Source organism: Streptomyces fodineus (assembly GCF_001735805.1).
GTDB classification, from domain to species: domain Bacteria; phylum Actinomycetota; class Actinomycetes; order Streptomycetales; family Streptomycetaceae; genus Streptomyces; species Streptomyces fodineus.
Genome location: NZ_CP017248.1, coordinates 4,777,147 through 4,800,828, shown reverse-complemented (window position 1 = coordinate 4,800,828; position 23,682 = coordinate 4,777,147). Strand labels below are relative to the sequence as shown.

Genomic DNA, 23,682 nt, shown 5'->3' with positions numbered 1-23,682 from the left:
GGGACGCGGGGACGGGGGAGCGAAACGCGACGGAGCGCGGGGTCAGCCGGGGAAGTAGTCGGTCAGGACACAGCCGTCGACGAGTGCGGCCTCCTTCTGGTAGCCGCTCGGCACCGAGAAGCCCGGATCGCAGGTCAGGAACCTGAGGTCCGACTTCGTCAGGGCGGGGGCGGCGTCCTTGCCGACCGGGACGACCGCGAAGTCCTGGCCGACCAGGACCTTTTCGTTGTTCTTCTTCACCGCGGACTGGAACTTGCGCATGTCAGGGGTGATGAGCAGCGTGATGGCGGCGCCGGACGCGTCCTTGCAGACGGCGCGTTCCTTGATGCCCCACGACGGGTCCTTGGCCTCCTCCGTGCCCCACGACTCGTTCTCGCCGACGTGGACGTTGTCGTACTTGTCCCCCTCCGTCACGCCCGTGCAGGAGGTGTACTTGTTCACGTAGGACGCGACGGACGCGATGTCCTTCGCCTCGGGCAGGCCGGAGCCGGACTTCTTGTCGCCGCCGCCGCACCCCGCCGTCGCCGTCAGGGCGACGATGCCGGCGCCGATCGCGAGGGCTCGGGTCATGCGCATGATGTCTGTCCTGTTCCTCGGGTGCTGGTGGGTGTGGGCCGTCACGCAGGCTGGGCGGCGAGGTGGGGCTCGGGCTCCGTGGGGGTGGCCGCCGGGTCCTCCTCCGCCTCCTGGAGGAAGGTCCACTGCCACACGCTCGGCGAGGGGTCGATGCCCTGGCGGGCCGGGCGGGTGGTGCCGTTGGTGTCGGTCGCGGCGAGTATCTCCTTGAAGACCAGGTCGACGGCGACCGTGCCCACCCGTCGGTCGGCGTCGCGCTGGAGGCAGACACCGGTGCGCAGTTCCTGGAGGGCGGCGATCACCTTGGGGTCGTCCTCGGGGCGGCCGAGGAGCGGTGCGACCAGGGATGCCTCCTGGGCCGACTTCTGCTTGAACGCGAACACCGTGTGGATCTGGTTGGCGCCGCCGCTGCGGGCCTCGGAGTCCTCGATCTGCACCAGGTCGATGGCCTGTTGGGTGATCAGGACGGTCACCGCGAGGTAGGAGCGGCCCTGCTTGAGCGCGCGGCGCATCAGGTCGCGGCCCGCCTCGGTGGCGGTGACGACGTACGCCTCGTCCACGAACAGCGCCTTGGGCCGCAGGCCGACCTCGCCGGTCACCGGGTTCTTCTCGTAGCCGACGTCCAGCATCTGGCTGCCGAGCTCCACGACCGCCATCAGCGCGGTGGCGGCGAGGCGTTCGGCCGGGTTCCAGTTGCGCGGGTCGGAGGCCGCCGGGGACTGGAAGCCGCGCAGGGTGATGACCGTACGGCGCTTGCGCATGCTGCTCAGCGGCTGCGGCTTCTCCGCGAACGCGAGCCGGGCGTAGGGGAGCGTGCGCAGCTCGGTCAGCAGCATCTGGGCGAGCTTCAGGTCCTTCGCGGCCTCGCGGTCGCCGGTCGTGACGGCGTGGTCGTACGACTCCACGACCTCGTCGACCACCTGCCACAACGTGGGCCGCGGTACGCGCAGTTCGGCGTCGCGGGCGGACAGGCCCTGCTCGACGGCCTGGCGGATGGCGGAGTTGTAGCGGCCGACGACCGCGGCCATCGCCTCGATGACGGGGAGGCGGACCCGCTGGTAGTCCTCGTCGCCGAGGAACCCGCGCAGCATCGACTCGGCGAGCAGCCGGCCCGACGGCACGTCCCGGGCGATGACCCAGGGGTCGAGGACGCCCGCCTGGCCCTTGAGGAGGTCCACGACCTCCGTCTCGGCCCAGAACTCGGGGTTGACCGGCTGGAAACGGCTGGCCGGGGTGCCGAGGGCACCCGCCTCGGCGTCCGCCGCGAAGGAGGGGTCGTTCACCTGGGAGCCGAAGGCCAGGTAGTAGCACATCTGGGCGAAGTCGGTCTTCGGGTCGATGACCAGGCAGCGGACGCCCGACTCCGACTCCTCGTAGAACTTCTGCAGGGCGAGGGAGGACTTGCCACCGCCGGACGCGCCGACGATGGCGAGGCCACCGCCGTCGTTGCGGGCCGGGCCGACGTGCAGCGAGTAGTGGACCGGCATCTTGCCCGCCCAGCCGACCAGGTTGCCGACCCAGCCCAGGCGCCTGCCGGAGCGGGTCTCCGGGTTGTCGCCCAACTCCGTTCCGGCCGTGGGCAGTCCGGCGCCGAGCTGCTCGACCTCCTGGAGCCGGATGTAGGGCGCGATCGGCAGCTTGGGCGCGTCACCGGGGAGCTGGGACTGGAGCAGACGCCACTGCTGACGGGTGGGACGCAGCAGGGTGACCTTCAGGTCCTGCTTGAACTGCATCTCCAGCACGCGCCGGCGCCGCTCCAGCTCCTTCACGTCCGGCGCCGAGATCGTGAAGCGGATCTGCGCCTCCATGCCCGGCATCTTGTGCTCCTCGATGTCGTCGACGAGCTCCTGGGCACGGGTGACCTGGGTGGCCAGCTTGGTGTCGGGCGTACGGCCGGAGTTGGCCATGTCGTTCATCTCGTCCACGAGGTTGCCGCGGATCTTGTCCGCGCGGTCCTTGAACTTCGGGTACGGGATGAGGGTGAACCGCATGTCGATCTCGACGGGGAAGTCGACGTGCTGTGCGGCGTAGCGGGCCCAGGCCGTGGACTGGCGGAAGCGGGTCTCGGCGGGCCAGTTGGCGGCGACCAGGGTCGTGGTGTAGCTGGTCTGGCGTTCGCCGGTGATCTCGTCGTACTGGTGCAGCACGATGTGGGTCTTGCGGTTCTCGCCGGAGAAGTCGACGACCAGGTCGAACTGGTCGGGGCCCCAGGCGCGCGAGCCGAGCACCGGCTCCGGCGGGACCGGGAGGTCGCCGTGCAGCGGCTTGCGGATCAGCCAGACCAGTTCCTCACGGGTGAGCGGGGTGCCCTTGAGGTTCTCCAGGCTCTCGTGGACCTCGACGGCGACCTGGGACCACCCGGCGAGGACGGACGGGGACAGCTGTTCGTCGGCGACGCCCGTCGCGGTGGCCGCCGCGCGGTCGGCGGCGCCGCGCACGCCCCGGAGCAGGCCGGGCTCGTCGTAGGGCTCGTCGTCCTGGCGCAGCACGCCCGTGGAGCCGCTGCTGCGCTTGAGTGAGCCCAGCTTCACCAGCAGGATGTTGCGCTCCCGCTTGGCGCCGATGCGTTCCTGGTACTCGGCCTTGCGCAGGTTGTACGCCTTGTAGTTCTCGGTCGGGTCCCAGGCGACCGCGTTGAGGTCCTCCGCCCACGTCAGCGCGGTGATCGGCTGGTAGACCTTGCGGTAGTGGCACTCGACGTTGCGGTCGCCACGGGCCAGGTTGAGCAGACCGCGCGGCGGGCCCTCGGCCATCGCCTGCAGCTCGGTGGCGTTCAGGTACTCGTCGATCGCGTTGGGCAGGACCAGGCCCGTCCACACCGAGTCGCCGTGCACGAAGATCATGTCGTCGGCGTAGCGGTAGGGCAGCCGCAGGTCCTCGCGGCGGGCGGATGCGGACTGCGCCTGCCGGGAACGGGCCGCGGCGGAGCCGCCGTTGCCGCTCTGCCGCTTCTTGCTCGACGAGGAAGCCATGATCATGGCGACCACGAAGAAGGCGACGGCACCGCCCAGGAGGATCAGCATGAACATGGGGTCACCTAGCGGTAGTAGCGGTAGTAGTCGTGTATCGGTCGGTCAGGAGCGGGCGGAGAACGCGGTGCCGCGCTCGGCGGCGGTCCGGCGGGCGGCGTCGTAGCGGGACTGCCAGCGCGGGGAGCCCGGAGCCCACAGGATCACCTGCCAGCGCAGCTCCTCCGGCTCCCGGTCCGCGGCCAGGCCCTGCAGCCGCTTGGGCTGCCACCACCAGTCGGCCCACACCACCAGTTGCTGGCTCAGGGTGAGCGCCGAGGGCAGGGGCCGGCCCCAGACGAAGTAGACGGCGATCGGCGGCCCGAAGTACAGCAGCGAGGTCCAGATCGACATGCCCAGGAAGGGCAGGAACGCCGCCAGCGAGAACAGGGCGACGAGCCAGAGCAGCCCGAAGCCGAAGGCCGCGCCCAGCGCGGGCAGCAGCAGGCCGGGCAGCGGGATGTTGCCCCAGTTCCAGATGCGCTTGGGCCGGTTGACCAGGTCGGTGTGGTCGTACGCGACCAGTGGCTCCGGAACGTCCTGACTCATGAACTCCCTTTACTGCTGCGCGGACTGACGAGGACTCAGTTGCCCTTGCCGCCGCCGATCTGGCCGCCGAGGTCGATGAGCAGGCCGGCGAGGCCGGTGGCGCCGCCGATGATCAGCGCGGCGAGGGCGATCAGACCGAAGCCCTGGAACGCCTCGCGCATGCCGTCACCGCGCTTCATCGACAGGAGCATGCGGATGCCGAGGATGAGCAGGGCGATGACGGCGACCATCGTCCCCGCGTCGCGGAGGATCGTCTCGATCCGTCCGAACATGTCGTCCAGGGAGTTGGCTGCAAGGTACACGGTGTTTCCTCTCGGATGCTGGCGTTGGGTTCAGGGCGGAGCGGGGGCGGAAGGCGTCAGTGCGCGGGGCGCCGCTTGCCCTTGGACGACTGGACGGTCGTGCCCGAGGCGGCCGGGGACGGGGAGCCGGAGGCCGACGGCGTGCTGTCGGCGGACCCGGGAGAGTCGGACGAGTCGGATGAGCCGGGCGAGCCGGGCGAGTCGGTGGAGCCGCTCCGGTCGCTGTCGGCCCGGCCGCCCTGCGGGTCGAGCACACCACCGCGGATGTCCTTGATGAACCAGCCCTGCGCCGTGTTCACCACGGTCATCCGGTAGGCGCGGCGCGCCGTCTCCCCCTGCGGATCGCCCCAGTCGACGACCACGCGCAGCTGGACGTTCTGCCCGGTCGGGTAGGTGTAGGGGGTGTTGCCCTGCACGTTGTCCGGGACCAGCGCGACGACCTCGGTGACCTTCGGCTTCGACAGCCGGCCGGCCAGCCCCGAGGTCGCCGGGAGCGTCGCGTCGGGCGTGGTGAAGCGGGCCATGGCGGTGGCGTCCGAGGCTCCCCAGGCCGTGAAGTAGCCGGGCAGTACCTGGCTCTTGAGCTGGTCCGCGAGCTTCTCGTCCGTGACCTCGTGGTTCTGGTTGACCTCCGGCACGTCCGCGCGGGCGGGCAGCGGCATCTGGCCGACGTCGCCGGCGATCCGCATGCCCTCGCCGTCCTTGAGGTCCTTGACGTAGACCGGGACGGTCAGCTCGGTGAGCGCGCCGTCCGCCGTACGGACCTGTATGCCCAGGTAGCGTCCGTGGTCGCCGTACTCGGGCAGCTCCTCCACGGTGCCGTCCCAGGTGGCGGACAGGGCCTTGCTGCTGCCCGCGCCGTTCCAGCCGCACTCGGGATCGACACCGGCGGAGGCGTACTGGGCGAGCTTGGCACGCCGCTCGGAGTCCTGCTCCGGGGAGTACGTCAGGCACAGCGACGCGTACTGCTCGGCGAAGCTCGCCGCCTGCCGGACCGGGAAGTCGGTGAGCCGGTACCGGGCGGCGTCCGAGGCGTCCAGCGCGGCGCTGCTCGTCCGGGACGACACGCCGACCATCAGACCCATGACGCCGCAGGAACCGAGGGCCAGCACACAGGTGGTGACCAGCAGCGTGGCGCGCAGGGCGACATGCGTACGGCGTCCGCCGGATCCGCCGGAGGGGATCCGGCCGCCGGGCTTGGGGACGTCGAAGGCGCGGGCGGGGGAGGCAGCCTTGGCCTTGGCGGCGGAGGGAGCCTTGGCTCCGGAGGCGGGCGTGGGCGTCGAGGTGGGCGTGGGCGTCGAGGCGGGCGTCGGGGCCGGGGTGGACGCGGAGGGCGGTGCGGCCGCCGCGGCGGGTGCACCGGCCGGGGGCTCGGCCGCGGACGGGTTCGTGGCGGAGACCGGTGCGGGCACGGCGGGAGCCGCCGGTGCCGGTGCGGCGGTGGCCGTCGGCACGGGTGCCGGTGCGGCTGCGGCTATCGGCGCCGGTGCGGGGGCAGGGGCCGGGGCGGTGGGCGTGGGCTTCGAGGTGCCCTTCCTGCGCTCCTGCTTCGCCGCCTTCTTCTGCTCGTACGCGGCCTTGCGCGCCGCCCGCTCCCGCTCCCGCTTCTCCTTCTTCGACTCGGTCCGCGGGGCGGTCTCCCGTGGCGGCAGGGCCGGTACGGCGGCCTGGCCGACCCGGGGCTGGCTGCGCACCCAGGCCGCGGCCACCTGTGCCCGGGCCGCCTCCGAGGGCAGCTGCTGAGGCTGCTGCCCCTGGGCCGGCCACCCCTGCTGCGGGATGTGCGCCTGCTGCGGAGCCTGCTCCTGCTGCGCGGCTTGCGGAGGACCGAAGGACCCGGGCTGCCCGGAAGGCTGGCCTGCGCCGACCGCGCCAGCAGAGCTGTTCTGGTCTGTCATCGAGTCGGTTACTCCAGCGAGTCGGTTACCCGTCCGCCTGGGCGGGCGCGACGGCGCCGCACGACGGGCCCTGGCCCGGCCAGGTGCGCTGGCAGTGTGGCAAAGACACGTCATTCGAGCCGTGGCCGATTCCCGTCGGGAGCAGGGGAATTCCCGGCTCGTCGCGTTTCGGGAAAACCGCCGGGAAAAGCCGCGGGGACTCCTCGGGAAGGAGAATGGCCGTCCGGGCGGGCGCTCGGCCCACAATGCGCGGGGCAGGTCCGAACGGCGTGCCCCGCACAGGAACTGAGGACCCATGGCCCCGGCGAAGGACGAGAGTTGAGCGACCAGAACGGGCACGTGGCCCCTCCGCAGGCAGTGCAGGCGAGCCGGGCGTGGGTCGACGGCTACGAGCCCGGCGACCCGTGGCAGTCCCGCCTGTGCCTGGAGACCCCCTACGGCACCGTCGCCTATCCCCTGACCCCGAACACGATTCCCGGCCTGCTGGAGCCGATGGTTCTGGTGGCCCAGGAGCAGCAGGGCCTGCCCGTGGGGCTGGACGCGGAACCGGAGCCGGAGGAGACGAGGGCCGAGCAACAGGACGAGGAGGAGCAGGCCCTGGCCGCTCGCCTCCAGAGCGGTCGCGCCGCCCGGCTGACCGGGTGGGCGGTCGTCCACGACCTGTGGGAACGCGAGGATCCGACGGCCCGGATCGTGATGGGCGCGATCGTGGTGGGGCTGCTGTTGCTCGGTATCGTCCTGACCTGATCGCCCTTGCTGATTGTTTCGTCCGGCCGAGAGGAAGACCATGCTGACGGAGACGACGGGACGCACCCCGCAGGATCTCGCGACCGAGCTGGCCGTGCTCCGGGACGCCGACTGGGCGTCGGTGTGGGCGGGGCCGCCCATGCCGGAACCCGAGCTGCGGGAGTGGTGCGGGCGGTACGGCTGGGAGCCGCTGACGTTCGACCGGCAGCTGGTGGTGCGGGGGCGCAGCGGGGGTGAGCTGACGCTTTCCTCGAACGGCCAGTGGAGCCCCGTCTCCAGCGTGCGCTACGACGCCTGGGATGTGCGGGCGGGCGAGGCGGCCGACAACGGCACGGTGCTGAGCAGCGCCGACGAGGCGTGGCCCGGCTACCTCGACGCGGCCGTGAGCGCGCTCGGCGCTCCGGTGTGGGCGGGGTCCTGGGACGCCGAGGACTTCCCGGAGCCGCCGACCCCCGCGTTCTGGAGGGGCCGGGAGTCGCGGCTGAGCAAGCGCAGCCCGTACCGGCTGGCCTACTGGGCGCCCAGGAGTGCGGACGGCGCCGCGTTCGTTCTGGACCAGTCGGTGTCGTTCCCCACCTGGACCCAGGACCTGCCCGGCGGCTCGATGATCTGCCTGACGGCGCGTGCGGCCGCAGAGGTCGTGAGGACCGGATGAGCTTCGCCTCCCCGCCCACCGCGGAGGAGATCTCCGAGGCCGTGGCCCGGCAGCATGCCTACCGGCAGGCCGAACCCCAGTCGCAGGAAGCGGGCGAAGCGGTCGCCCAGCGCATCTACGGGGACTGGCAGGTGGCACACGCCCAGGGCCGTGAGGTACCGGACCTGATGTCCTTCGTGCGGGACGTGGCGGGCAGCGAGTCCGTCACCCGCGAGGACCGGGGCGAGGTCCGGGCCTTCTGGTCGTACATGTCGCAGCCCGAGGGGGCGCCCGAGCCGATCGGGCACCGCTACCTGGCGCAGGCGTGCGGCAGCTCCCGTGGCTTCCAGGTGCTGGAGGACACCCCGGCCGGGAGCCGGCTCGACTCGTACCAGCTGTGGAACGACCATGTGAAGGACGCCCTCGTCAGGGACTACGGGCTGGACAGGGAGGCGGTGCAGGCCCTCGCGCCCGAGGTCTGGTCCAAGGTCTCCCAGCGCTACGCCGAGGCCGCCCAGGGGCCGGTCGTCGCGTTCGCCACGGACGTCGCCGCGTTCTCCGTACTCGGCAAGGACGAACTCCCGCGTCTGCTCGCCCACGAGCAGGTCGGCAAGGACAACATCAAGTTCCCGCTGCCCGCGCCCCGGCATGAGCATCTTCCGCCGGAGATCGACGCGTTGATCGCCGACGACGCGATGCGGGCGCAGGTGCTCATGGAGGACTTCGATCCCGAGAAGTCCCCGAAGGAGTTCGCAGCCAGGCTCGGTGGCGTCGACGTACCGGAAAGGCTGCGCGAAAGTCACGAAGCCGCGCTGTCACGGCTGCAACTCGCCGACTCCTACGAGGAGTTGAACGCCAAGCCGGCCGCTCCGCAGCGTGCCGCCGTGAACGAGTTCCTGCCCGGTGTCGACGTACGTCCCGTCGCCCGCCCGGCCGCCCCGCGCGGACCGACCCCCCTCGGCCACGGTGTCCTCAACCCGGCCGCGGCCCTCACCCTGCCGCCCTCGATGCCCGAGCAGCAGCCCGCCGGAATGGAGCGATGACCACAGCCGCCGAACAGGCCGAGGAAGAGCCGCAGTTCTACTTCCCGGACGTCTACGCCTTCGTCTCCGACTACCTCGCCCAGATGATCCGCCGTCGCGTCAACGGCTCCTCGGCCACCTGGTGCCCCAGCTGGTGGGAGCACCCCGAGGCGGGCGCCCGGCTCTCCGCGCTCTGGCTCGCCTGGGAGCATCTGCGCCAGGACCCGGCGCTCGGCATGTCCACGTGGTGGCTGCACCACGCCGACCCGCATCTGCGGGTCCTGATGGACCCCGACAACGGCCCGTTCGCGGCCTGTTCACCGAAGGACGGCCACACGGCCTACCCGTTCGACCCGCTGCCGGTCGCGGCCCGCCCGGAGTGACGGCCTAGCGTTTCCCCCTTTCCCGACCCTTTCCCAGCCCGTTCCCGGTCCCATTCCCGGCCCATTCCCACCCCATTCCCGCCCCATTCCCGCCGGGAAAGGGAGGGCCTCTCCCGTACCGCCTCCCCCCTACCGTGTCCCGGTCATCCCCCGTAACACCGGTCGGATCAGCACAAGGGAGGCGCGGACAGGTGGAGTTGCCTGCGGATAACAGGCGTACGGCACTGCTCGCTCTGACGGTGCTCGGCGTCCTGCTGGCCGCCGTGCTCACGGTGTTCACCGTTTTCGACGGGGACGACGGGCACAGCGGCGCCGGCGGGACGGCGGCTTCGGCCCCCGCTTCCGCGAACCAGGAGCAGGGCACCACGGGCGCGGGCACCGGCCGGCCGGGTGCCGCCGCGGCCACTCCGATCGTCTCGCTCCCCGAAGTGGTCAAGGCGCATGCGGTCATGACGCGGTACATGGCCGGCCTGAACACCTACGACCACCGCAGCAGCACGGCGTCCTGGAGCGCGCCGCTGCTCCGGCTGACCAGCGGCGAACCGCAGATGAAGCAGACGACCGTCCTGCCCAGCGGCAAGGAATGGGCGACCTGTCAGGCCGAGCGGTGCTCGTCGAAGGGCTCGGCCGAGGTCGTGCGGGACGCGGTGATCTCCGACGACGTGGCGCGCGGCAGCGGCCGGACGATCTCCAGCCTGGTGACGGTGACGGCCACCCGCGTCGCGGGCGGCAGCACCACCACGGAGTCCAACCGGTGGCTGGTGACCGTCAAGGAGGACGGCGGCCCCGGCGGCCAGTGGGTGGTCTCCGGGTTCAACGTCTTCGGCCTCGGTGACCTGGGCGCCTCCGCCGAGTCGGGGGAGTGAGCCCGCCATGGTGGCACCCGCTGTACTCGCGGCCGCGCGAAAGGCCGCCAAGGTGGCCAAGAACGCCCAGCGAGCCCGGCAGGCCGGGTCCTCGGGCGGTGGCCGGGGCGGAGACGACGGCAAGGGAAACAGCGGCCTCAAACTGGTGCTGATCCTGGGTGGCAGCGGCGGACTGCTGACGTTCGGTGCCATCGCCCTGGTGACCATCATCCTCATGGGCCTGATCGGCGGCACCGGCAACGGCGCCGCCGCCGCGGCCTGCGGTGACTACGGCGACAACGCCAACGCCGGCAACACCGGCGACGCGGCCGCCACCAACCCGATCATGCCGGCCGGCAAGATGTACATGCCGAGCGAGACGGCCCGTAACGAGATCCCGCCGAAGATGATCCTGGCGTCCATGCGTGCCGCCGCCCGCTACGACGGCCTCGACTGGACGCTCATCGCCGGTCAGATGTACCAGGAGACCAAGTACGGCCAGGACCCCTCGGCCGCACCGGGCGGCGCCAACTCCCTCGGCTACATGGGCATCCTGCAGTTCGGCCACCCCGCCTGGAACGAGTACGGCGCGGACGGCAACGGCGACGGCAAGAAGGACCTGTACAACATCGACGACGCCGCCTGGGCCGCCGCGAACTACCTGCACGCCCTGCACGCCGAGACCCAGCCGTGGAAGGCGCTCCTCGGCTACTCGGGCTCGACCGCCTCCAACACCATCTACCCGCGGGTCGTCCTCACCCAGGCCGCCCGCTACCGCGGTGTGCTCACCGGCGACAAGGACCTCATCCAGCGCTGGTACGCGCACCTGAAGGACACGATCGACAAGAACCCGTCCTTCCCCACCCTCGGACAGCACTCCGACATCCCCGAGCCGGTCGACAACGACGCCCAGCCGAGCACGGCGCTGAACATCAAGGCCTCCTCCCCGCGTTCCTGGTCCACCCCGGACCTCCCCGGCGGCGGCGACAAGAGCCAGTCCGCCCTGGCTCCGGCCGCGTACGCCATGCCCGCCGCCCAGCCCGTCACCGGCGGCAAGGACTGGCAGTGGCCGATGAAGCAGGGCACGTACACGCTCGGCACCCCGTACCACCAGAACGGCAACATGTGGAGCCTCGGCTACCACACCGGCCAGGACCTGGTGGCGCCCGCCGGCACCCCGATCTACGCCCCGGCCGACGGCAAGGTGGTGCACGCCGGTCCCGGCGGCGCCTACGGCAACATGACCGAGATCGAGCACACGGGCGGCGTCATCACGCTCTACGCCCACCAGACCACGATCAAGGTGTCCATGGGCCAGACCGTCAAGCGCGGTGACCTGATCGGCACGGTCGGCGCCACCGGCAACGTCACCGGTCCCCACCTGCACTGGGAGGTCCGCGTCCCCGGCGTCGACAACCCGTTCGTCGCGGGCCAGGACCAGGGGCCGGGCATGGTCGACCCGGTGGACTGGATGAAGGGCCGGGTCACCGCCAACCCGGACTACGGCACCGTTCCCGGCTCCGGCTCCGGCGGCAAGAGCCGCGACGGCCGGTATGCCGACTGCGCCTCGGGCGGCAAGGGCGCGAACGTCCCCCCGGACGGCGCCGGTGCCTCCGGTGTCATCCCCGACTCCGACGACCCGGTCGTGCGGGCCGTCCTCGGCTGGGCCCAGCGCGGCATCGGCGTGCCGTACGTGTTCGGCGCCCCGCGTCTGCAGGGCCAGAACCCGACCAGCTTCGACTGCTCCAGCTTCACCGAGTGGGCGTACTACATGGCCAGCGGCGGGAAGATCGACATCGGTTCGACCACCTACGACCAGCAGCCGTACCTCAGCAAGTACGAGGTGCCGCTCTCGCAGGCCCAGCCCGGTGACGTGATCTTCTTCCGGCCCGAGGGCAACGGGCGTTCGGGACACGTCGGCCTGGTCTGGGACCCCAAGGGTCACAAGATCATCCACGCGCCGCGGCCGGGCAAGTCGGTCGAGTTCAGCACCTGGGACGTCCAGGACAAGATCACCGGCGTGTACCGGGTGCCGATCCCGAAGGGCACCGACCCGGTGGAGAGCAACGGCAACGGAAACGCAAAGGGAGCGTAGGCGTCCCGGCCGGCGGGACCTCTTCGTCCGCGCCCCGCACTTCGCCCCCGCAGAAAGGATCCCGCGGGTGACCGCAGAACAGCAGAAGAAGCCGCGCGCCCAGGACGACTGGACGACGGAGATCGTCGTCCTGATCGCGCTCGTGCTGCTGGGCGTCGGCGGCGCCTGGCTGGCCGCGAAGGTGGGGGCCGGGTTCACTCACGCGCCCGAGCCGCCGTCCAACCCGCTGTCCTTCCTCGTCGCCATGGTCAAGGGCGACTACAGCTGGCCCGGTTCGGCGGCCGGCGCGGTCGCCGCCGGCGAGGCCCTGCTCCTCGGGGTCGCGGGCCTGGCCGTGTACCGCGTGCGGCAGCGGATGCGGAACAAGCCCGACGTCGACGGCGCCGCCGAGCATCTCGCGAAGGGCGAGGAACTGGGCAAGCTGACGCTGAAGGGCGCGGCGGCCACCGCCGAGCGGCTCGGGGTGCAGGGGAAGGTCCCGGGCGTGTTCATCGGCCGGTCCGTCAAGGGCCGCCAGCCGCTGTTCGGTTCGTACGAGGACATGCACGTCGACATCTGGGGGCCGCGCACCGGCAAGACCACCCGGCGGGCGATCCCGGCGATCCTGGACGGTCCGGGTGCCGTCCTGGTCACCTCCAACAAGCGGGACATCGTGGACGCCACACGCGGCCCGCGCGCCGCCCGCGGCCCGGTGTGGGTCTTCGACCCGCAGCAGGTCGCGGCGGAGGCGCCGAGCTGGTGGTGGAACCCGCTGTCGTACGTCACCGACGTCGCCAAGGCCCGCAAGATGGCCGACCACTTCGCGTCCGGTTCCCGGGACGCGAACGCCTCCACCGACGCCTTCTTCGACCCGGCCGGCCAGGACCTGCTGGCCAACCTGCTGCTCGCCGCCGCCTGCGCCAAGGCGCCCATCACCCAGATCTACACCTGGCTGTCCAACCCCAAGGACGACACCCCGGAGCGGATCCTGCGCGGCGCCGGGCACACCATGGCCGCCGACGGGCTCAGCGGTGTCATCACCGCACCCGACAAGCAGCGCAGCGGCATCTACGGCGTGGCCCAGCAGATGGCGTCCTGCCTGATCAACCCCGAGGTCAACCGCTGGGTGACCCCGCCCGGCGACCCACGCGCGCCCGAGTTCGACCCGCATGCGTTCGTGCGTACCGGCGGCACGCTGTACTCGCTGTCCCGCGAGGGGCGCGACAGCGCCGGGCCGCTGGTGACCGCGCTCACCGTGGCGGTGGTCGAGGCCGCCGAGGAGTACGCCACCACCCAGCGCGGCGGCCGTCTCCCGCTGCCCCTGATCGGCGTCCTGGACGAGGCCGCCAACGTCTGCCGCTGGCGCGCCCTGCCCGATCTGTACTCGCACTACGGCTCGCGCGGCATCATCCTGATGACGATCCTGCAGTCCTGGGCGCAGGGCATCGAGGTGTGGGGCGAGCGCGGCATGGAGAAGCTGTGGTCCGCCGCGAACGTCCGCGTCTACGGCGGCGGCGTCTCCGACACCCGGTTCCTGGGCGACCTCAGCGAGCTGGCAGGCGAGTTCGAGCTGCGCGAGTACCAGACCAGCCGTGAGTCGGAGTCGTACGGCTGGTCCGGCAACCGTACGGTCAGCGAGTCCGTCCGCCGCGAACGCGTCCTGCAGGTCTCCGACCTCGGCGCCATGCCGCCCGGCCGCGCCCTGGTCCTCGCCTCCGGCACCAAGCCGGTCCTGGTCGAGACGATCCCGTGGTGGGAGGGCCCCTACGCGTCCGAGGTCCAGGCGTCTTTGCGTAAGTACGACCCGGGGGCGCGGTGACGCCGGTCATGCCCGCCCGGGTGGAGTGACCGGCTCCGCGTGACCGGGATCGTTCGGTCGGGTGTGCGAGACATGGGCGTCGGTGAAGGGTCCGTAAAGGGCGTTTGACTGTGGATTCACGTGATTTTCCCAGGCCTTCACTCACTGCGCGGAGGGTGATGTTGCCATCTCGTTAAGTAGTTCGGCTTGACGCCGGGTACGGCCTCCGCGTTGTCTTTTCAGACACCTGGGTCGTATAGCAGCCCTACGTCCGGAACGCACCTGAAGTGAGCCCTCGAATGCGTCGTATCGCCATATCCGTGGCCGCGTCCACGATGACCCTCTCGCTCGCCGGCTGTGGGGTGCTGGATGCGACGGGGGGCAGCGCGAGCGCGAGCCCGAGCAAGGGCAACGACGTCACCGTGGGCCTGCTGCTGCCGGAGAAGGCGAACACCCGCTACGACAAGTTCGACTACCCCATCATCAAGTCCGAGGTCGCCACGCTCACCAAGAAGCATGGCAACGTCGAGTACGCGAACGCGAACGCCGACGCCTCCCAGCAGGCCTCGCAGATGCAGAAGATGATCGACGAGAAGGTCGACATCATCATGCTCGACGCGGTCGACTCGCACGCCATCGCCGGCGAGGTGCAGAAGGCCAAGGACGCGGGCATTCCGGTCATCGCCTACGACCGGCTGGCCGAGGGCCCGATCGACGCCTACGTCTCGTTCGACAACGAGCTGGTCGGCGAGGTGCAGGGCCGCACCCTGCTGGAGGCCCTCGGGTCCGGCGCCGACACCTCCAGCAAGGTCGTCATGGTGAACGGTTCGCCCACCGACCCGAACGCCAAGCAGTTCAAGGAGGGCGCGCTCTCCGAGCTGAACGGCAAGGTGACGATCGCGGCGACGTACGACACCACGGACTGGAAGCCGGAGCTCGCCGAGACCGAGATGGCCAAGGCCATCAGCGCCATCGGCAAGAACAACATCGCCGGTGTCTACGCCGCCAACGACGGCATGGCGGGCGGTGTCATCAAGGCCCTGAAGGCGGCCGGCGTCACCAGCCTGCCCCCGGTCACCGGCCAGGACTCGGAGCTCGACGCGGTCCAGCGGATCGTGGCCGGCGAGCAGTACATGAGCGTCTACAAGCCCTACCCCGACGAGGCCGAGGCCGCCGCGCAGATGGCCGTCGCGAAGGTGCAGGGCAAGGACATCCAGTTCGACGCGCTCGCCCAGGAGAAGGTCGACAGTCCCACGCAGAAGGGCATCCCGGCCAAGCTGATCCAGCCGACCGCCCTGACCAAGAGCAACATCAAGTCCACGGTCGTCGCCGACGGCATCTACACGGTGGGCGACATCTGCACCCTCAAGTACAAGTCGGCCTGCGCGGCGCTCGGCCTGAAGTAGGGCGGCAGTTCCCCGCGCCCCGAAGGGGCGCGGGGAACTGCGCGGCCGGCCGCGACGGCGCCGCGGACAAGCCACGATGCGTCACGGCTCTCCCGGCGGAGCGCATCGCGTCACCCCCGTGAACGCGATGCGCGGCCCCGGCCCAAGCGGGGGGAGCCGGACCGGGGCCGCTCCGGGTGTCCCGGGACACCCGGGGGAAGCGGGATCAACGATGCCGTGAGGCCGCCCGCCCCACCACCATCAGCTTGTTGCAATGCGAGGGGCGGAGCCTGCCCGAAACCCGGACATAACAGCGCTTTACGGCAGCCCTGTTGGGGAGAGCCGTGTTGCGGACCCGGTCGGCGCCGCGCATAGTTGCGCTGCGGAAGTGGCAGCACACCGGGGGTGAAATGGGCAATGGCCGGGCGCGGGGCGGAGCAGCATCCACATGGCGCCGACCGACTGTGCGCGGCCGGGGATCGCGTGTATTCCCGGGCCGTGCGCCGGGGTCGGGTGCCGCGCACTGACGCCGAGCAGGTGCCCTGTCTGCTGGAACTGGCCCTGCTGCACCCGGACCCGGACGACATGGACTGGCTGGTGCCGACCTCCCCGCAGGAGGTCATGAGCCGGCTCCTGCGCGGGGTCTACGACGAGGTCAGCGAGAGCCAGCGCCGGGTGGGCTCGGCGGTGGCCGCCTTCGAGTGGTACGCCGGGCTCGGCCGTCAGCTGGGCGCCCTGGCCGCACCGGCCGAGGGCAGCGCGATCCGGGTGCTGGACGGGCTCTCCCGGATCCAGGCCGCGATGGACGAGGCGACCGAGGCGTGCACGACCGAGGTGCTCACCGTGCAGCCGGGCGGCATCCGCCGGGAGGCCGAGCTGACCGAGGGGCTGCACCGGGCGCTGGCCCTGCGCGGCCGGGGCGTGCGCATGCGCGACCTGTACACGCACGTGGCCCGGCACGGCCAGGGGCTGCTCAACTACCTGGAGCTGATGGGCGAGACGGTCGAGGCCCGCACCCTGGACGAGGTCATCGACCGGCTGATCCTGTTCGACCGCACGGTGGCCTTCATCCCCGCCAACGCCGACCGCACGATGGCCCTGGAGCTGCGCCACCCGGCCCTCGTGGAGTACCTGGTGACGGTCTTCGAGCGGCTCTGGCGGCTCGCCATCCCGTTGACGGCCCCCCTGCCGGACACCGGCATCGAGGGCATCTCGCACCGCGAGCAGTCCATCGCCGCGCTGCTCGCCGAGGGCCACCAGGACGCGGTGATCGCCGAGCGGCTCGGCATCAGCGTGCGCACCTGCCGCGCCCATATCGCCCGCCTGTCGGAGACCCTCGGCGCGGCCAGCCGTACCCAGCTGGGCGTCCGGATCGCCCAGGTGGGCCTGGACGGCCACCGCGGCGCCGCCCTGCCGGCCGGCGCGCTCACGGCTCCTGATCAAGAATCCCCGAGCGTGCGATGAGATAGCCCAGCTGGGCCCGGCTGTCGCTGCCGAGGGTGGCGGCGAGCTTGGCGATGTGCAGCCGGGCGGTGCGGACGTTCATACCGAGGCGGTCGGCGATGACGGCGTCCGTGTGGCCCTCGACCAGGAGGGCGGCGATGTCGCGCTGGCGGGGGGTGACGCCGCCCAGCGAGGGCCGCCGGACCGCCCGCGGATACATCGGGGTGGCCAGCCGCCAGAGCCGGTCGAAGGCGGTGACGAAGAACCGCAGCAGGGCGGGATGGCGCACTTCCAGGGCGAGCCGTCCGTCGTCGCCGGCCGGGACGAAGGCCACGGAGCCGTCGACGATGATGCACCGGTCCGGCAGTTCGTCGAGCGTGCGTGCCTCCGCGTCCCCGCGCAGCTGCTCGTAGCGGCCCATGACGAGCGGCACATGCCGCTGGGTGTGCTGGTAGAGGGTGCGGATCCGGCCGCCGCGATCGAGCAGGACCTGGTCGCGGTCCATGGCGACCGCCTGCGCCGCCAGCCCGCGTTCGGACTGGTAGTGGTCGTTGGGCTGGATGCAGAGCACCTCCTGGGAGGCCTCGGCCATGGCCTCGGTGATGGCCGCGTTGATCCGTTCCGTACCGCTGAGGACGCGCAGGGTGGGGGTCGCGGCACCGTCGTCACGCGGACCCTGCCTGCGTATCAGCGGCTCGAACCGCTCCACCAGCAGGTCCTCGCGCCGCCGTTCCTCCGCGACGCGCGCCGCGGAGGCGCGCAGCAGCCGGTGCAGCGCCGCGGCGGGCGGCACCGGTTCGAGCCGGCCGAGGTCGTCGAGGGCCGGGTGGAGCAGCCCGAAGTCGGTCAGACAGGGCACGTCGACGGCATCGCCGACCGGTATACGACCCTCCCTCAGCGCCCGCTCGTACACCTCCTCCCCGGCGGCGCACAACTCCTCGACCCCGTGCTCCCGATGGGTCACGCCCCCACCTCCTGCTGCTGCCCCAGCATGCCGGACTGCCCGATGAGATAGCCGAGTTGGGCCCGGCTGTCGCTGCCGAGGGTGGCGGCGAGCTTGGCGATGTGCAGGCGGGCGGTGCGGATGTTCATGCCGAGGCGCTCGGCTATGGCGGCGTCGGTGTGGCCTTCCACGAGGAGGGCGGCTATGGCGCGTTGGCGGGGCGTGACGCCGTTCAGGGAGGGCTGCTGGGCGGTCAGGGGGTACAGGGGCGTGGCCAGGTGCCAGAGCCGGTCGAAGACGGTCAGGAAGTAGTCGACCAGGGCGGGGACGCGGATTTCCAGGGCGAGGGTGCGGTCCTTGTTCGCGGGGATGAAGGCGATGGTGCGATCGAGGACGACCAGCCGCTCGGTGACCTCGTTCAGGGTGCGGGCCTCCACGTCGCCGCGCAGCCGTTCGTAACGGCTGTGGACGGAGGGAGCGTGGCGCAGGGTGTGCTGGTAGAGGGTGCGGATACGGCCGCCCCGGTCCAGCAGGGCCTGGTCGCGGTCGAGGGAGAGGGCGCGCCGTTCGAGCGGCATGCTGGTGTGGGCGACATGCGGCTGGATCGACAGCAGTTCCTCGGAGGTGTCGGCCATGGCCTGGGAGATGGCCGTGTTGATCCGGTCGAGGCCGCTGTGCACGCGGAGGTTCGGTGTCTCGCCGTGGGTGCTGGTGATCTCGGCGCCGGCCCGCAGCAACGGCTCGAAAGCCTGGGCGAGACGGGCCTCCCGCCGGCGTTCGTCGGCGATGCGGTTCGCGGAGACGCGCAGCAGTTCCTGCAGCGCGACGGCCGCGGGGACGGGTTCGAGCCGGTCCAGGTCGGCCACGGCGGGCTGCAGCAGCCCCAAGGCCGGCAGACAGGGAGCCGCCGCCGCCTCCGCACGGCTGACGTGCCCCTCGCGCAGGGCACGTGCGTACAGCTCCGCCCCCGCCGGGCACAACTCCTCCGCTCCGTGTTCCGGATGCGGCGCGGTCATCAGTACACCTTCCCCCGTGCGCGGTTCACTCGCGGTCGCCCGGATCCGGCCGCGTGGTGTCCTTGTCCAGGATGCCCGACTGGGCGATCAGATAGCCGAGCTGGGCCCGGCTGCCGCTGCCCAGGGCGGTCGCGAGCTTGGCGATGTGCGCCCGGCAGGTACGGACGTTCATGCCCAGGCGGCGGGCGATCGCCTCGTCCACGTGGCCTTCCACGAGGAGCTTGGCGATGGAGTGCTGGATGTCCGTGATGCCGTCGGGGGCGGTCTCGTAGGGGGTGCCGGCGCTCAGCGGGACCGCGCGGCTCCACATGAACTCGAAGACCTTGATGAGGTAGTGGACGAGGCCCGGGTGGCGCAGTTCCAGGGCGACCTGCCGGTCCTCCCGTATGGGGATGAAGGCGACCGCCTCGTCGCAGATGATGAGCCGTTCGACCAGTTCGTCGATGGTGCGGTACTCCGCCTTCCCGTCGGTGAACTGGCCGACGTAGGCGAGTCTCTCGGGGCTGTACCGCGCCGTGTGCTGGTAGAGGGTACGGATCCGCACCCCGCGCTCGGTCAGCGGCCTGTCGCGTTCCAGCGCCTCGACCAGCCTGCGCTCGGGGTGGCGGTGGCTCGGCTGGACCGTGAGCATCTCGTTCTGGCACTGCGCGGTGGCGAGGTCGAGCGCCGCGTTGATGCGATCGAGGCCCTCCAATACGGTGATCGAGTGCGTGGAGGCGGTCACCTGGGCGCTGAGCGCCATGAACGGCTCGAAAGCATCGGCCAGTTCGATGGACAGCCGCCGGCGCTCGGTGATCTCGCGCTCCAGCGGATTGAGCCGTTGCGCCAGGGCCACCGACGGGGGGACCGGGCGCAGCCAGTTCGGATCGTCGGGATCGGGGTGGAGCAGGGCGAACTCCATGAGGCATGGAGCGGGTTCCACGTCCGCTCGGGCGATACGCCCCGTGCGGAGCGCGTTTGCGTACAGTCGCCCACCTTCCTCGCACAGCTCGGTCACCGCGTGGGGATGTGTCGTGTTAGTCCGATTCGCTGCCAAATCTCCACCCCCCAGGGTCCTGAACATGCAGGAACATGATGCACTGATTGTGTGGCCATGACGTGCCCGAATGAGCCATCGTCTTATTCGACGGGGGAAGAGGGGACCTTCAAGTGAGGACGAAGCCGACTATGCGTAAGAGAATGCTTCGCTCGGTGCTTGTCGCCGCCTTCTCCGCCGTTGTGGCCTTCGGATCGCTGAGTGGCCTCTCCGGCACGAAGGCCGAGACACGGGCGGACAGTGCCTGGTCACTGACGGCCGCTTCGCCGGGCGTCGGGGGTGGCGGTGTTGTCGGCGCCGACGACAGTGCGTGGAGCTGACGTGACTACGCCACCCGACGACCGCTCCTTCCGTCGAGAAATGGCCACCGCCTACCGCTCGGGCTGGCACTTCATCGACCTGGTCACCGCCATCCCCCACAGCGGTGACTCCCTGATGGTGACCGTGTTCGGAGAGCCGGTCGTCGTGACGCGCGACGAGGACGAGGACGTGCGAGCCTACCGGTGCCTGCGCAAGCCGCGTGGCGCGCCCCAGCCGGTGCGATGTGCCATCCGGTACGGAATGATCTTTGTCAACCTTGACCAGCGGGACCACCGGCTCGCCGAGCCGACGGACCAGGACCTGAGGACCATCTCGGCCACCCCCCGCAGTGCCTGACGCGATTCCCCCGTCGTAAAAGATCGCTCAGGTGCTTCCCCCCGCAGCGGCGTCACCGTGACCTGAACACGGTGACGCCGCTGCAGTTTTCTGGGGATATTGCAGGTCATTTCGCGGTATGGGTGCGCTCCCAGGGTGGCCGAAAGTTTTCTGCAGTCTCAGCCGTTCCCCAGAGCCCGCTCCACCGCTATCTCGATCACCACGCGCGCTGGATTCGGCCCCGGTGTCCGCTGGTAGCGCTCGGCGTAGCGGCGCACCGCCTCCGCCACCCGGTCCGGTTCCGTGCGGACCCTCGCCCGCCCCTCCAGCGTGGCCCAGCGCCGGCCGTCCACCTGGCACACCGCGACCCGGGCGCCCTCGGCCCCGGCCGCGCGCACGTGCCCTACCTTCGCGCTGGTCCCATTGGTGATCACCCTGGCCAGCCCGGCCTCCGCGTCGTACGTCACCCCCACCGGCACCACGTGCGGACTGCCGTCGGGCCGGAGGGTCGTCAGGGTGCACAGGTGGCGTTCCCGCCAGAACTCCAGGTACTGCTCAGAGTGGTTCGCCATGCCTGAAAACTAGCCGTGCGGGCGCACCTTTCCCCATCTTGAGCGGAATAGACTCAACTTTGTGTACGCTGATTAAGTCAGCAGTGGAGAGTGGACGAGGAGGAGAACGGACGACGTGGACGCCGAGCTGACCAACAGGAGCCGGGACGCGATCAACGCGGCCGGCAACCGGGCCGTGACCGAGGGGCACCCGGACCTCACCCCTGCTCACCTGCTGTTGGCGCTGCTTGAGGGGCAGGAGAACGAGAACATCACCGACCTGCTCGCGGCCGTCGAGGCGGACCAGGCCGCCGTGCGCGCCGGCGCGGAGAAGCTGCTGGGCGGGCTGCCCAGCGTGACCGGATCCACCGTGGCGCCCCCGCAGCCCAACCGCGAGCTGCTGGCCGTGATCGCCGACGCCGGCGAGCGCGCCAAGGAGCTCGGTGACGAGTACCTGTCGACCGAGCATCTGCTCATCGGCATCGCCGCCAAGGGCGGGGCGGCCGGCGAGCTGCTGACCCGGCAGGGCGCGGACGCGAAGAAGCTGCTGGAGGCCTTCAAGAAGGCCAGGGGAGGACGCCGCGTGACCACCGCCGACCCCGAGGGCCAGTACAAGGCCCTGGAGAAGTTCGGCACCGACTTCACCGCCGCCGCCCGCGAGGGCCGGCTGGATCCGGTCATCGGGCGGGACCAGGAGATCCGGCGGGTCGTGCAGGTGCTGAGCCGTCGTACGAAGAACAACCCCGTGCTCATCGGCGAGCCCGGCGTCGGCAAGACCGCCGTGGTCGAAGGGCTCGCGCAGCGGATCGTCAAGGGGGACGTGCCCGAATCCCTCAAGGACAAGCGGCTCGTCGCGCTCGACCTCGGGGCCATGGTCGCCGGTGCCAAGTACCGCGGCGAGTTCGAGGAGCGGCTGAAGGCCGTCCTCGCCGAGATCAAGGACTCCGACGGGCAGATCATCACCTTCATCGACGAGCTGCACACCGTCGTGGGCGCCGGCGCGGGCGGCGACTCCGCCATGGACGCCGGGAACATGCTCAAGCCGATGCTGGCCCGTGGCGAGCTGCGCATGGTCGGCGCCACCACCCTGGACGAGTACCGGGAGCGGATCGAGAAGGACCCGGCGCTGGAGCGGCGCTTCCAGCAGGTGCTGGTCGCCGAGCCGAGCGTCGAGGACACCATCGCGATCCTGCGCGGCCTGAAGGGCCGGTACGAGGCCCACCACAAGGTGCAGATCGCCGACAGCGCGCTGGTGGCGGCGGCCACCCTCTCGGACCGGTACATCACCTCCCGCTTCCTGCCCGACAAGGCCATCGACCTGGTCGACGAGGCCGCCTCCCGCCTCCGTATGGAGATCGACTCGTCCCCCGTCGAGATCGACGAACTCCAGCGTGCCGTCGACCGGCTGAAGATGGAGGAGCTGGCGATCGGCAAGGAGACCGACCCGGCCTCCGTCGCCCGCCTGGAGAAGCTGCGCCGCGACCTCGCCGACAAGGAGGAGGAGCTGCGGGGCCTGACCGCCCGCTGGGAGAAGGAGAAGCAGTCCCTCAACCGCGTCGGTGAGCTCAAGGAGCGCCTGGACGACCTGCGCGGCCAGGCCGAACGCGCCCAGCGCGACGGCGACTTCGACACCGCCGCCAAGCTGCTGTACGGCGAGATCCCGCAGCTGGAGAAGGAGTTGGAGGCCGCCTCCGAGGCCGAGGAGGCGTTGACATCCTCCGCCTCCGGCGGGGGCGCCAAGGACACGATGGTCAAGGACGAGGTCGGCTCCGACGACATCGCCGACGTCGTCGCCGCCTGGACCGGCATCCCGGCCGGCCGCCTGCTGGAGGGCGAGACGCAGAAACTGCTGCGCATGGAGGACGAGCTGGGCAAGCGGCTCATCGGCCAGACCGAGGCCGTACGCGCGGTCTCGGACGCCGTACGACGCTCCCGCGCGGGCATCGCCGACCCCGACCGGCCCACCGGATCCTTCCTCTTCCTCGGCCCGACGGGCGTGGGCAAGACCGAACTCGCCAAGGCCCTCGCCGACTTCCTGTTCGACGACGAGCGGGCCATGGTCCGCATCGACATGTCGGAGTACGGCGAGAAGCACAGCGTGGCCCGGCTGGTCGGCGCGCCTCCCGGGTACGTGGGCTACGAGGAGGGCGGCCAGCTGACCGAGGCGGTCCGCCGCCGCCCGTACTCCGTCGTGCTGCTGGACGAGGTGGAGAAGGCCCATCCCGAGGTCTTCGACATCCTCCTCCAGGTGCTGGACGACGGCCGTCTGACCGACGGTCAGGGCCGCACGGTCGACTTCCGCAACACCATCCTGGTGCTCACCTCCAACCTGGGCAGCCAGTTCCTGATCGACCCTCTGACGTCCGAGGCGGAGAAGAGGGAACAGGTCCTGGAGGCGGTCCGGGTCTCCTTCAAGCCGGAGTTCCTCAACCGGCTCGACGACCTGGTGGTCTTCTCGGCGCTGACCAAGCCCGAGCTGGAGCGGATCGCAGAGCTCCAGATCGGCCGCCTGGGCCGGCGCCTGGCCGAACGCCGGCTCACCCTGGAGGTCACCCCCGACGCGCTGGCCTGGCTCGCGGAGGAGGGCCTGGACCCGGCCTACGGCGCCCGCCCGCTGCGCCGCCTCGTCCAGACCGCCATCGGCGACCGCCTCGCCAAGGAGATCCTCTCCGGCGAGATCAAGGACGGTGACACGGTCCGCGTCGACCGCTTCGGCGAGGGGCTGCTGGTGGGACCGGCGACGGGGAAGACGCTGTGACTCCACCCGACCAGACGGATCATGCCGGCCAAAGGCTGACAGGTTCCGCCTGGGCTTGCCAGGCCCCTCCCCGCA

At 71.0% G+C, this 23,682-nt stretch carries 20 protein-coding genes; 11 read left to right on the top strand and 9 right to left on the bottom strand.

The window, feature by feature from the left end; all coding sequences use genetic code 11:
* Window positions 1-42 precede the first annotated feature (42 nt).
* The 5 genes from BFF78_RS20215 to BFF78_RS45510 are packed head-to-tail and all read right to left on the bottom strand — an operon-like array spanning window position 43 to window position 6,336.
* Window positions 43-576, bottom strand: coding sequence for a hypothetical protein (locus BFF78_RS20215; RefSeq protein ID WP_069779658.1), 534 nt, complete (start codon window positions 574-576; stop codon window positions 43-45).
* Between the two features lie 41 nt (window positions 577-617).
* On the bottom strand, window positions 618-3,605 hold the full coding sequence (locus BFF78_RS20210) for an ATP-binding protein (RefSeq protein ID WP_069779657.1): 2,988 nt from the start codon (window positions 3,603-3,605) through the stop codon (window positions 618-620).
* Window positions 3,606-3,650: 45 nt separating this feature from the next.
* Window positions 3,651-4,133 carry a hypothetical protein gene (locus tag BFF78_RS20205; protein ID WP_069779656.1) on the bottom strand — a complete coding sequence of 161 codons (483 nt, stop codon included), beginning with the start codon at window positions 4,131-4,133 and terminating at the stop codon, window positions 3,651-3,653.
* A gap of 35 nt (window positions 4,134-4,168) precedes the next feature.
* Window positions 4,169-4,435, bottom strand: a complete 267-nt coding sequence (locus tag BFF78_RS20200) for a hypothetical protein (protein ID WP_069779655.1) — start codon at window positions 4,433-4,435, stop codon at window positions 4,169-4,171.
* 56 nt (window positions 4,436-4,491) lie between these two features.
* Window positions 4,492-6,336: a conjugal transfer protein gene (locus tag BFF78_RS45510; RefSeq protein WP_079161402.1), complete on the bottom strand. Its 1,845-nt coding sequence runs from the start codon at window positions 6,334-6,336 to the stop codon at window positions 4,492-4,494.
* A gap of 318 nt (window positions 6,337-6,654) precedes the next feature.
* Here BFF78_RS45510 and BFF78_RS20185 point away from each other — a divergent pair, with 318 nt between their 5' ends.
* The 9 genes from BFF78_RS20185 (at window position 6,655) to BFF78_RS20145 (ending at window position 16,688) form a co-directional block, all read left to right on the top strand.
* Window positions 6,655-7,083, top strand: a complete 429-nt coding sequence (locus BFF78_RS20185; RefSeq protein WP_227025881.1) for a hypothetical protein — start codon at window positions 6,655-6,657, stop codon at window positions 7,081-7,083.
* Window positions 7,084-7,123: 40 nt separating this feature from the next.
* The gene (locus BFF78_RS20180) at window positions 7,124-7,738 is read left to right on the top strand and encodes a hypothetical protein (protein ID WP_069779653.1); all 615 of its coding nucleotides are present in this window, start codon (window positions 7,124-7,126) and stop codon (window positions 7,736-7,738) included.
* A complete protein-coding gene (locus BFF78_RS20175; RefSeq protein ID WP_069779652.1) occupies window positions 7,735-8,760 on the top strand; it encodes a hypothetical protein in 1,026 nt (341 codons plus the stop codon). The genes BFF78_RS20180 and BFF78_RS20175 overlap by 4 nt, the downstream gene beginning before the upstream one ends.
* Window positions 8,757-9,122: a DUF4913 domain-containing protein gene (locus BFF78_RS20170; RefSeq protein ID WP_069779651.1), complete on the top strand. Its 366-nt coding sequence runs from the start codon at window positions 8,757-8,759 to the stop codon at window positions 9,120-9,122. Before BFF78_RS20175 ends, BFF78_RS20170 begins: the two co-directional genes overlap by 4 nt.
* A gap of 191 nt (window positions 9,123-9,313) precedes the next feature.
* The gene (locus BFF78_RS20165; protein WP_069779650.1) at window positions 9,314-9,988 is read left to right on the top strand and encodes a hypothetical protein; all 675 of its coding nucleotides are present in this window, start codon (window positions 9,314-9,316) and stop codon (window positions 9,986-9,988) included.
* A gap of 7 nt (window positions 9,989-9,995) precedes the next feature.
* Window positions 9,996-12,062 (top strand): peptidoglycan DD-metalloendopeptidase family protein, encoded by a 2,067-nt coding sequence (locus tag BFF78_RS20160; protein WP_069779649.1) that lies wholly within the window; start codon window positions 9,996-9,998, stop codon window positions 12,060-12,062.
* Window positions 12,063-12,129: 67 nt separating this feature from the next.
* Window positions 12,130-13,860, top strand: coding sequence for a type IV secretory system conjugative DNA transfer family protein (locus BFF78_RS20155; protein ID WP_069779648.1), 1,731 nt, complete (start codon window positions 12,130-12,132; stop codon window positions 13,858-13,860).
* Window positions 13,861-14,138: 278 nt separating this feature from the next.
* A complete protein-coding gene (locus BFF78_RS20150; RefSeq protein WP_069779647.1) occupies window positions 14,139-15,245 on the top strand; it encodes a sugar ABC transporter substrate-binding protein in 1,107 nt (368 codons plus the stop codon).
* A gap of 396 nt (window positions 15,246-15,641) precedes the next feature.
* On the top strand, window positions 15,642-16,688 hold the full coding sequence (locus BFF78_RS20145) for a helix-turn-helix transcriptional regulator (RefSeq protein ID WP_079161401.1): 1,047 nt from the start codon (window positions 15,642-15,644) through the stop codon (window positions 16,686-16,688).
* Here the strand turns inward: BFF78_RS20145 and BFF78_RS20140 are convergent.
* The 3 genes from BFF78_RS20140 to BFF78_RS20130 are packed head-to-tail and all read right to left on the bottom strand — an operon-like array spanning window position 16,651 to window position 19,689.
* Window positions 16,651-17,631, bottom strand: coding sequence for a helix-turn-helix transcriptional regulator (locus BFF78_RS20140; RefSeq protein ID WP_069779646.1), 981 nt, complete (start codon window positions 17,629-17,631; stop codon window positions 16,651-16,653). The genes BFF78_RS20145 and BFF78_RS20140 overlap by 38 nt on opposite strands.
* Window positions 17,628-18,626, bottom strand: coding sequence for a helix-turn-helix transcriptional regulator (locus BFF78_RS20135; protein ID WP_069779645.1), 999 nt, complete (start codon window positions 18,624-18,626; stop codon window positions 17,628-17,630). Before BFF78_RS20135 ends, BFF78_RS20140 begins: the two co-directional genes overlap by 4 nt.
* 25 nt (window positions 18,627-18,651) lie before the next feature.
* The gene (locus BFF78_RS20130; protein WP_079161400.1) at window positions 18,652-19,689 is read right to left on the bottom strand and encodes a helix-turn-helix domain-containing protein; all 1,038 of its coding nucleotides are present in this window, start codon (window positions 19,687-19,689) and stop codon (window positions 18,652-18,654) included.
* A 333-nt stretch (window positions 19,690-20,022) separates the two neighbouring features.
* Here BFF78_RS20130 and BFF78_RS20125 point away from each other — a divergent pair, with 333 nt between their 5' ends.
* Entirely contained in the window at window positions 20,023-20,319 is a 297-nt protein-coding gene (locus BFF78_RS20125; protein WP_069779643.1) for a Rieske (2Fe-2S) protein, read from the top strand.
* Window positions 20,320-20,477: 158 nt separating this feature from the next.
* Here the strand turns inward: BFF78_RS20125 and BFF78_RS20120 are convergent, their stop codons facing one another.
* Complete coding sequence (locus tag BFF78_RS20120) at window positions 20,478-20,870, bottom strand: pyridoxamine 5'-phosphate oxidase family protein (RefSeq protein ID WP_069779642.1); 393 nt, start codon at window positions 20,868-20,870, stop codon at window positions 20,478-20,480.
* Between the two features lie 115 nt (window positions 20,871-20,985).
* Between BFF78_RS20120 and clpB the strand changes: the two genes are divergently transcribed.
* The gene (clpB, locus tag BFF78_RS20115) at window positions 20,986-23,607 is read left to right on the top strand and encodes an ATP-dependent chaperone ClpB (protein WP_069779641.1); all 2,622 of its coding nucleotides are present in this window, start codon (window positions 20,986-20,988) and stop codon (window positions 23,605-23,607) included.
* Window positions 23,608-23,682 lie beyond the last annotated feature (75 nt).

Excerpts from the sequence above, each read along its gene's own strand:
- BFF78_RS20125 (WP_069779643.1), top strand. The coding sequence starts at position 20,023 with ATGGCCACCGCCTACCGCTCGGGCTGGCACTTCATCGACCTGGTCACC.
- BFF78_RS20180 (WP_069779653.1), top strand. The coding sequence starts at position 7,124 with ATGCTGACGGAGACGACGGGACGCACCCCGCAGGATCTCGCGACCGAG.
- BFF78_RS20150 (WP_069779647.1), top strand. The coding sequence starts at position 14,139 with ATGCGTCGTATCGCCATATCCGTGGCCGCGTCCACGATGACCCTCTCG.
- BFF78_RS20175 (WP_069779652.1), top strand. The coding sequence starts at position 7,735 with ATGAGCTTCGCCTCCCCGCCCACCGCGGAGGAGATCTCCGAGGCCGTG.
- BFF78_RS20210 (WP_069779657.1), bottom strand. The coding sequence starts at position 3,605 with ATGTTCATGCTGATCCTCCTGGGCGGTGCCGTCGCCTTCTTCGTGGTC.
- BFF78_RS20215 (WP_069779658.1), bottom strand. The coding sequence starts at position 576 with ATGCGCATGACCCGAGCCCTCGCGATCGGCGCCGGCATCGTCGCCCTG.
- BFF78_RS20130 (WP_079161400.1), bottom strand. The coding sequence starts at position 19,689 with ATGTTCAGGACCCTGGGGGGTGGAGATTTGGCAGCGAATCGGACTAAC.
- BFF78_RS20170 (WP_069779651.1), top strand. The coding sequence starts at position 8,757 with ATGACCACAGCCGCCGAACAGGCCGAGGAAGAGCCGCAGTTCTACTTC.
- BFF78_RS20145 (WP_079161401.1), top strand. The coding sequence starts at position 15,642 with ATGGCCGGGCGCGGGGCGGAGCAGCATCCACATGGCGCCGACCGACTG.
- BFF78_RS20205 (WP_069779656.1), bottom strand. The coding sequence starts at position 4,133 with ATGAGTCAGGACGTTCCGGAGCCACTGGTCGCGTACGACCACACCGAC.
- BFF78_RS20135 (WP_069779645.1), bottom strand. The coding sequence starts at position 18,626 with ATGACCGCGCCGCATCCGGAACACGGAGCGGAGGAGTTGTGCCCGGCG.
- BFF78_RS20120 (WP_069779642.1), bottom strand. The coding sequence starts at position 20,870 with ATGGCGAACCACTCTGAGCAGTACCTGGAGTTCTGGCGGGAACGCCAC.
- BFF78_RS45510 (WP_079161402.1), bottom strand. The coding sequence starts at position 6,336 with ATGACAGACCAGAACAGCTCTGCTGGCGCGGTCGGCGCAGGCCAGCCT.
- BFF78_RS20160 (WP_069779649.1), top strand. The coding sequence starts at position 9,996 with ATGGTGGCACCCGCTGTACTCGCGGCCGCGCGAAAGGCCGCCAAGGTG.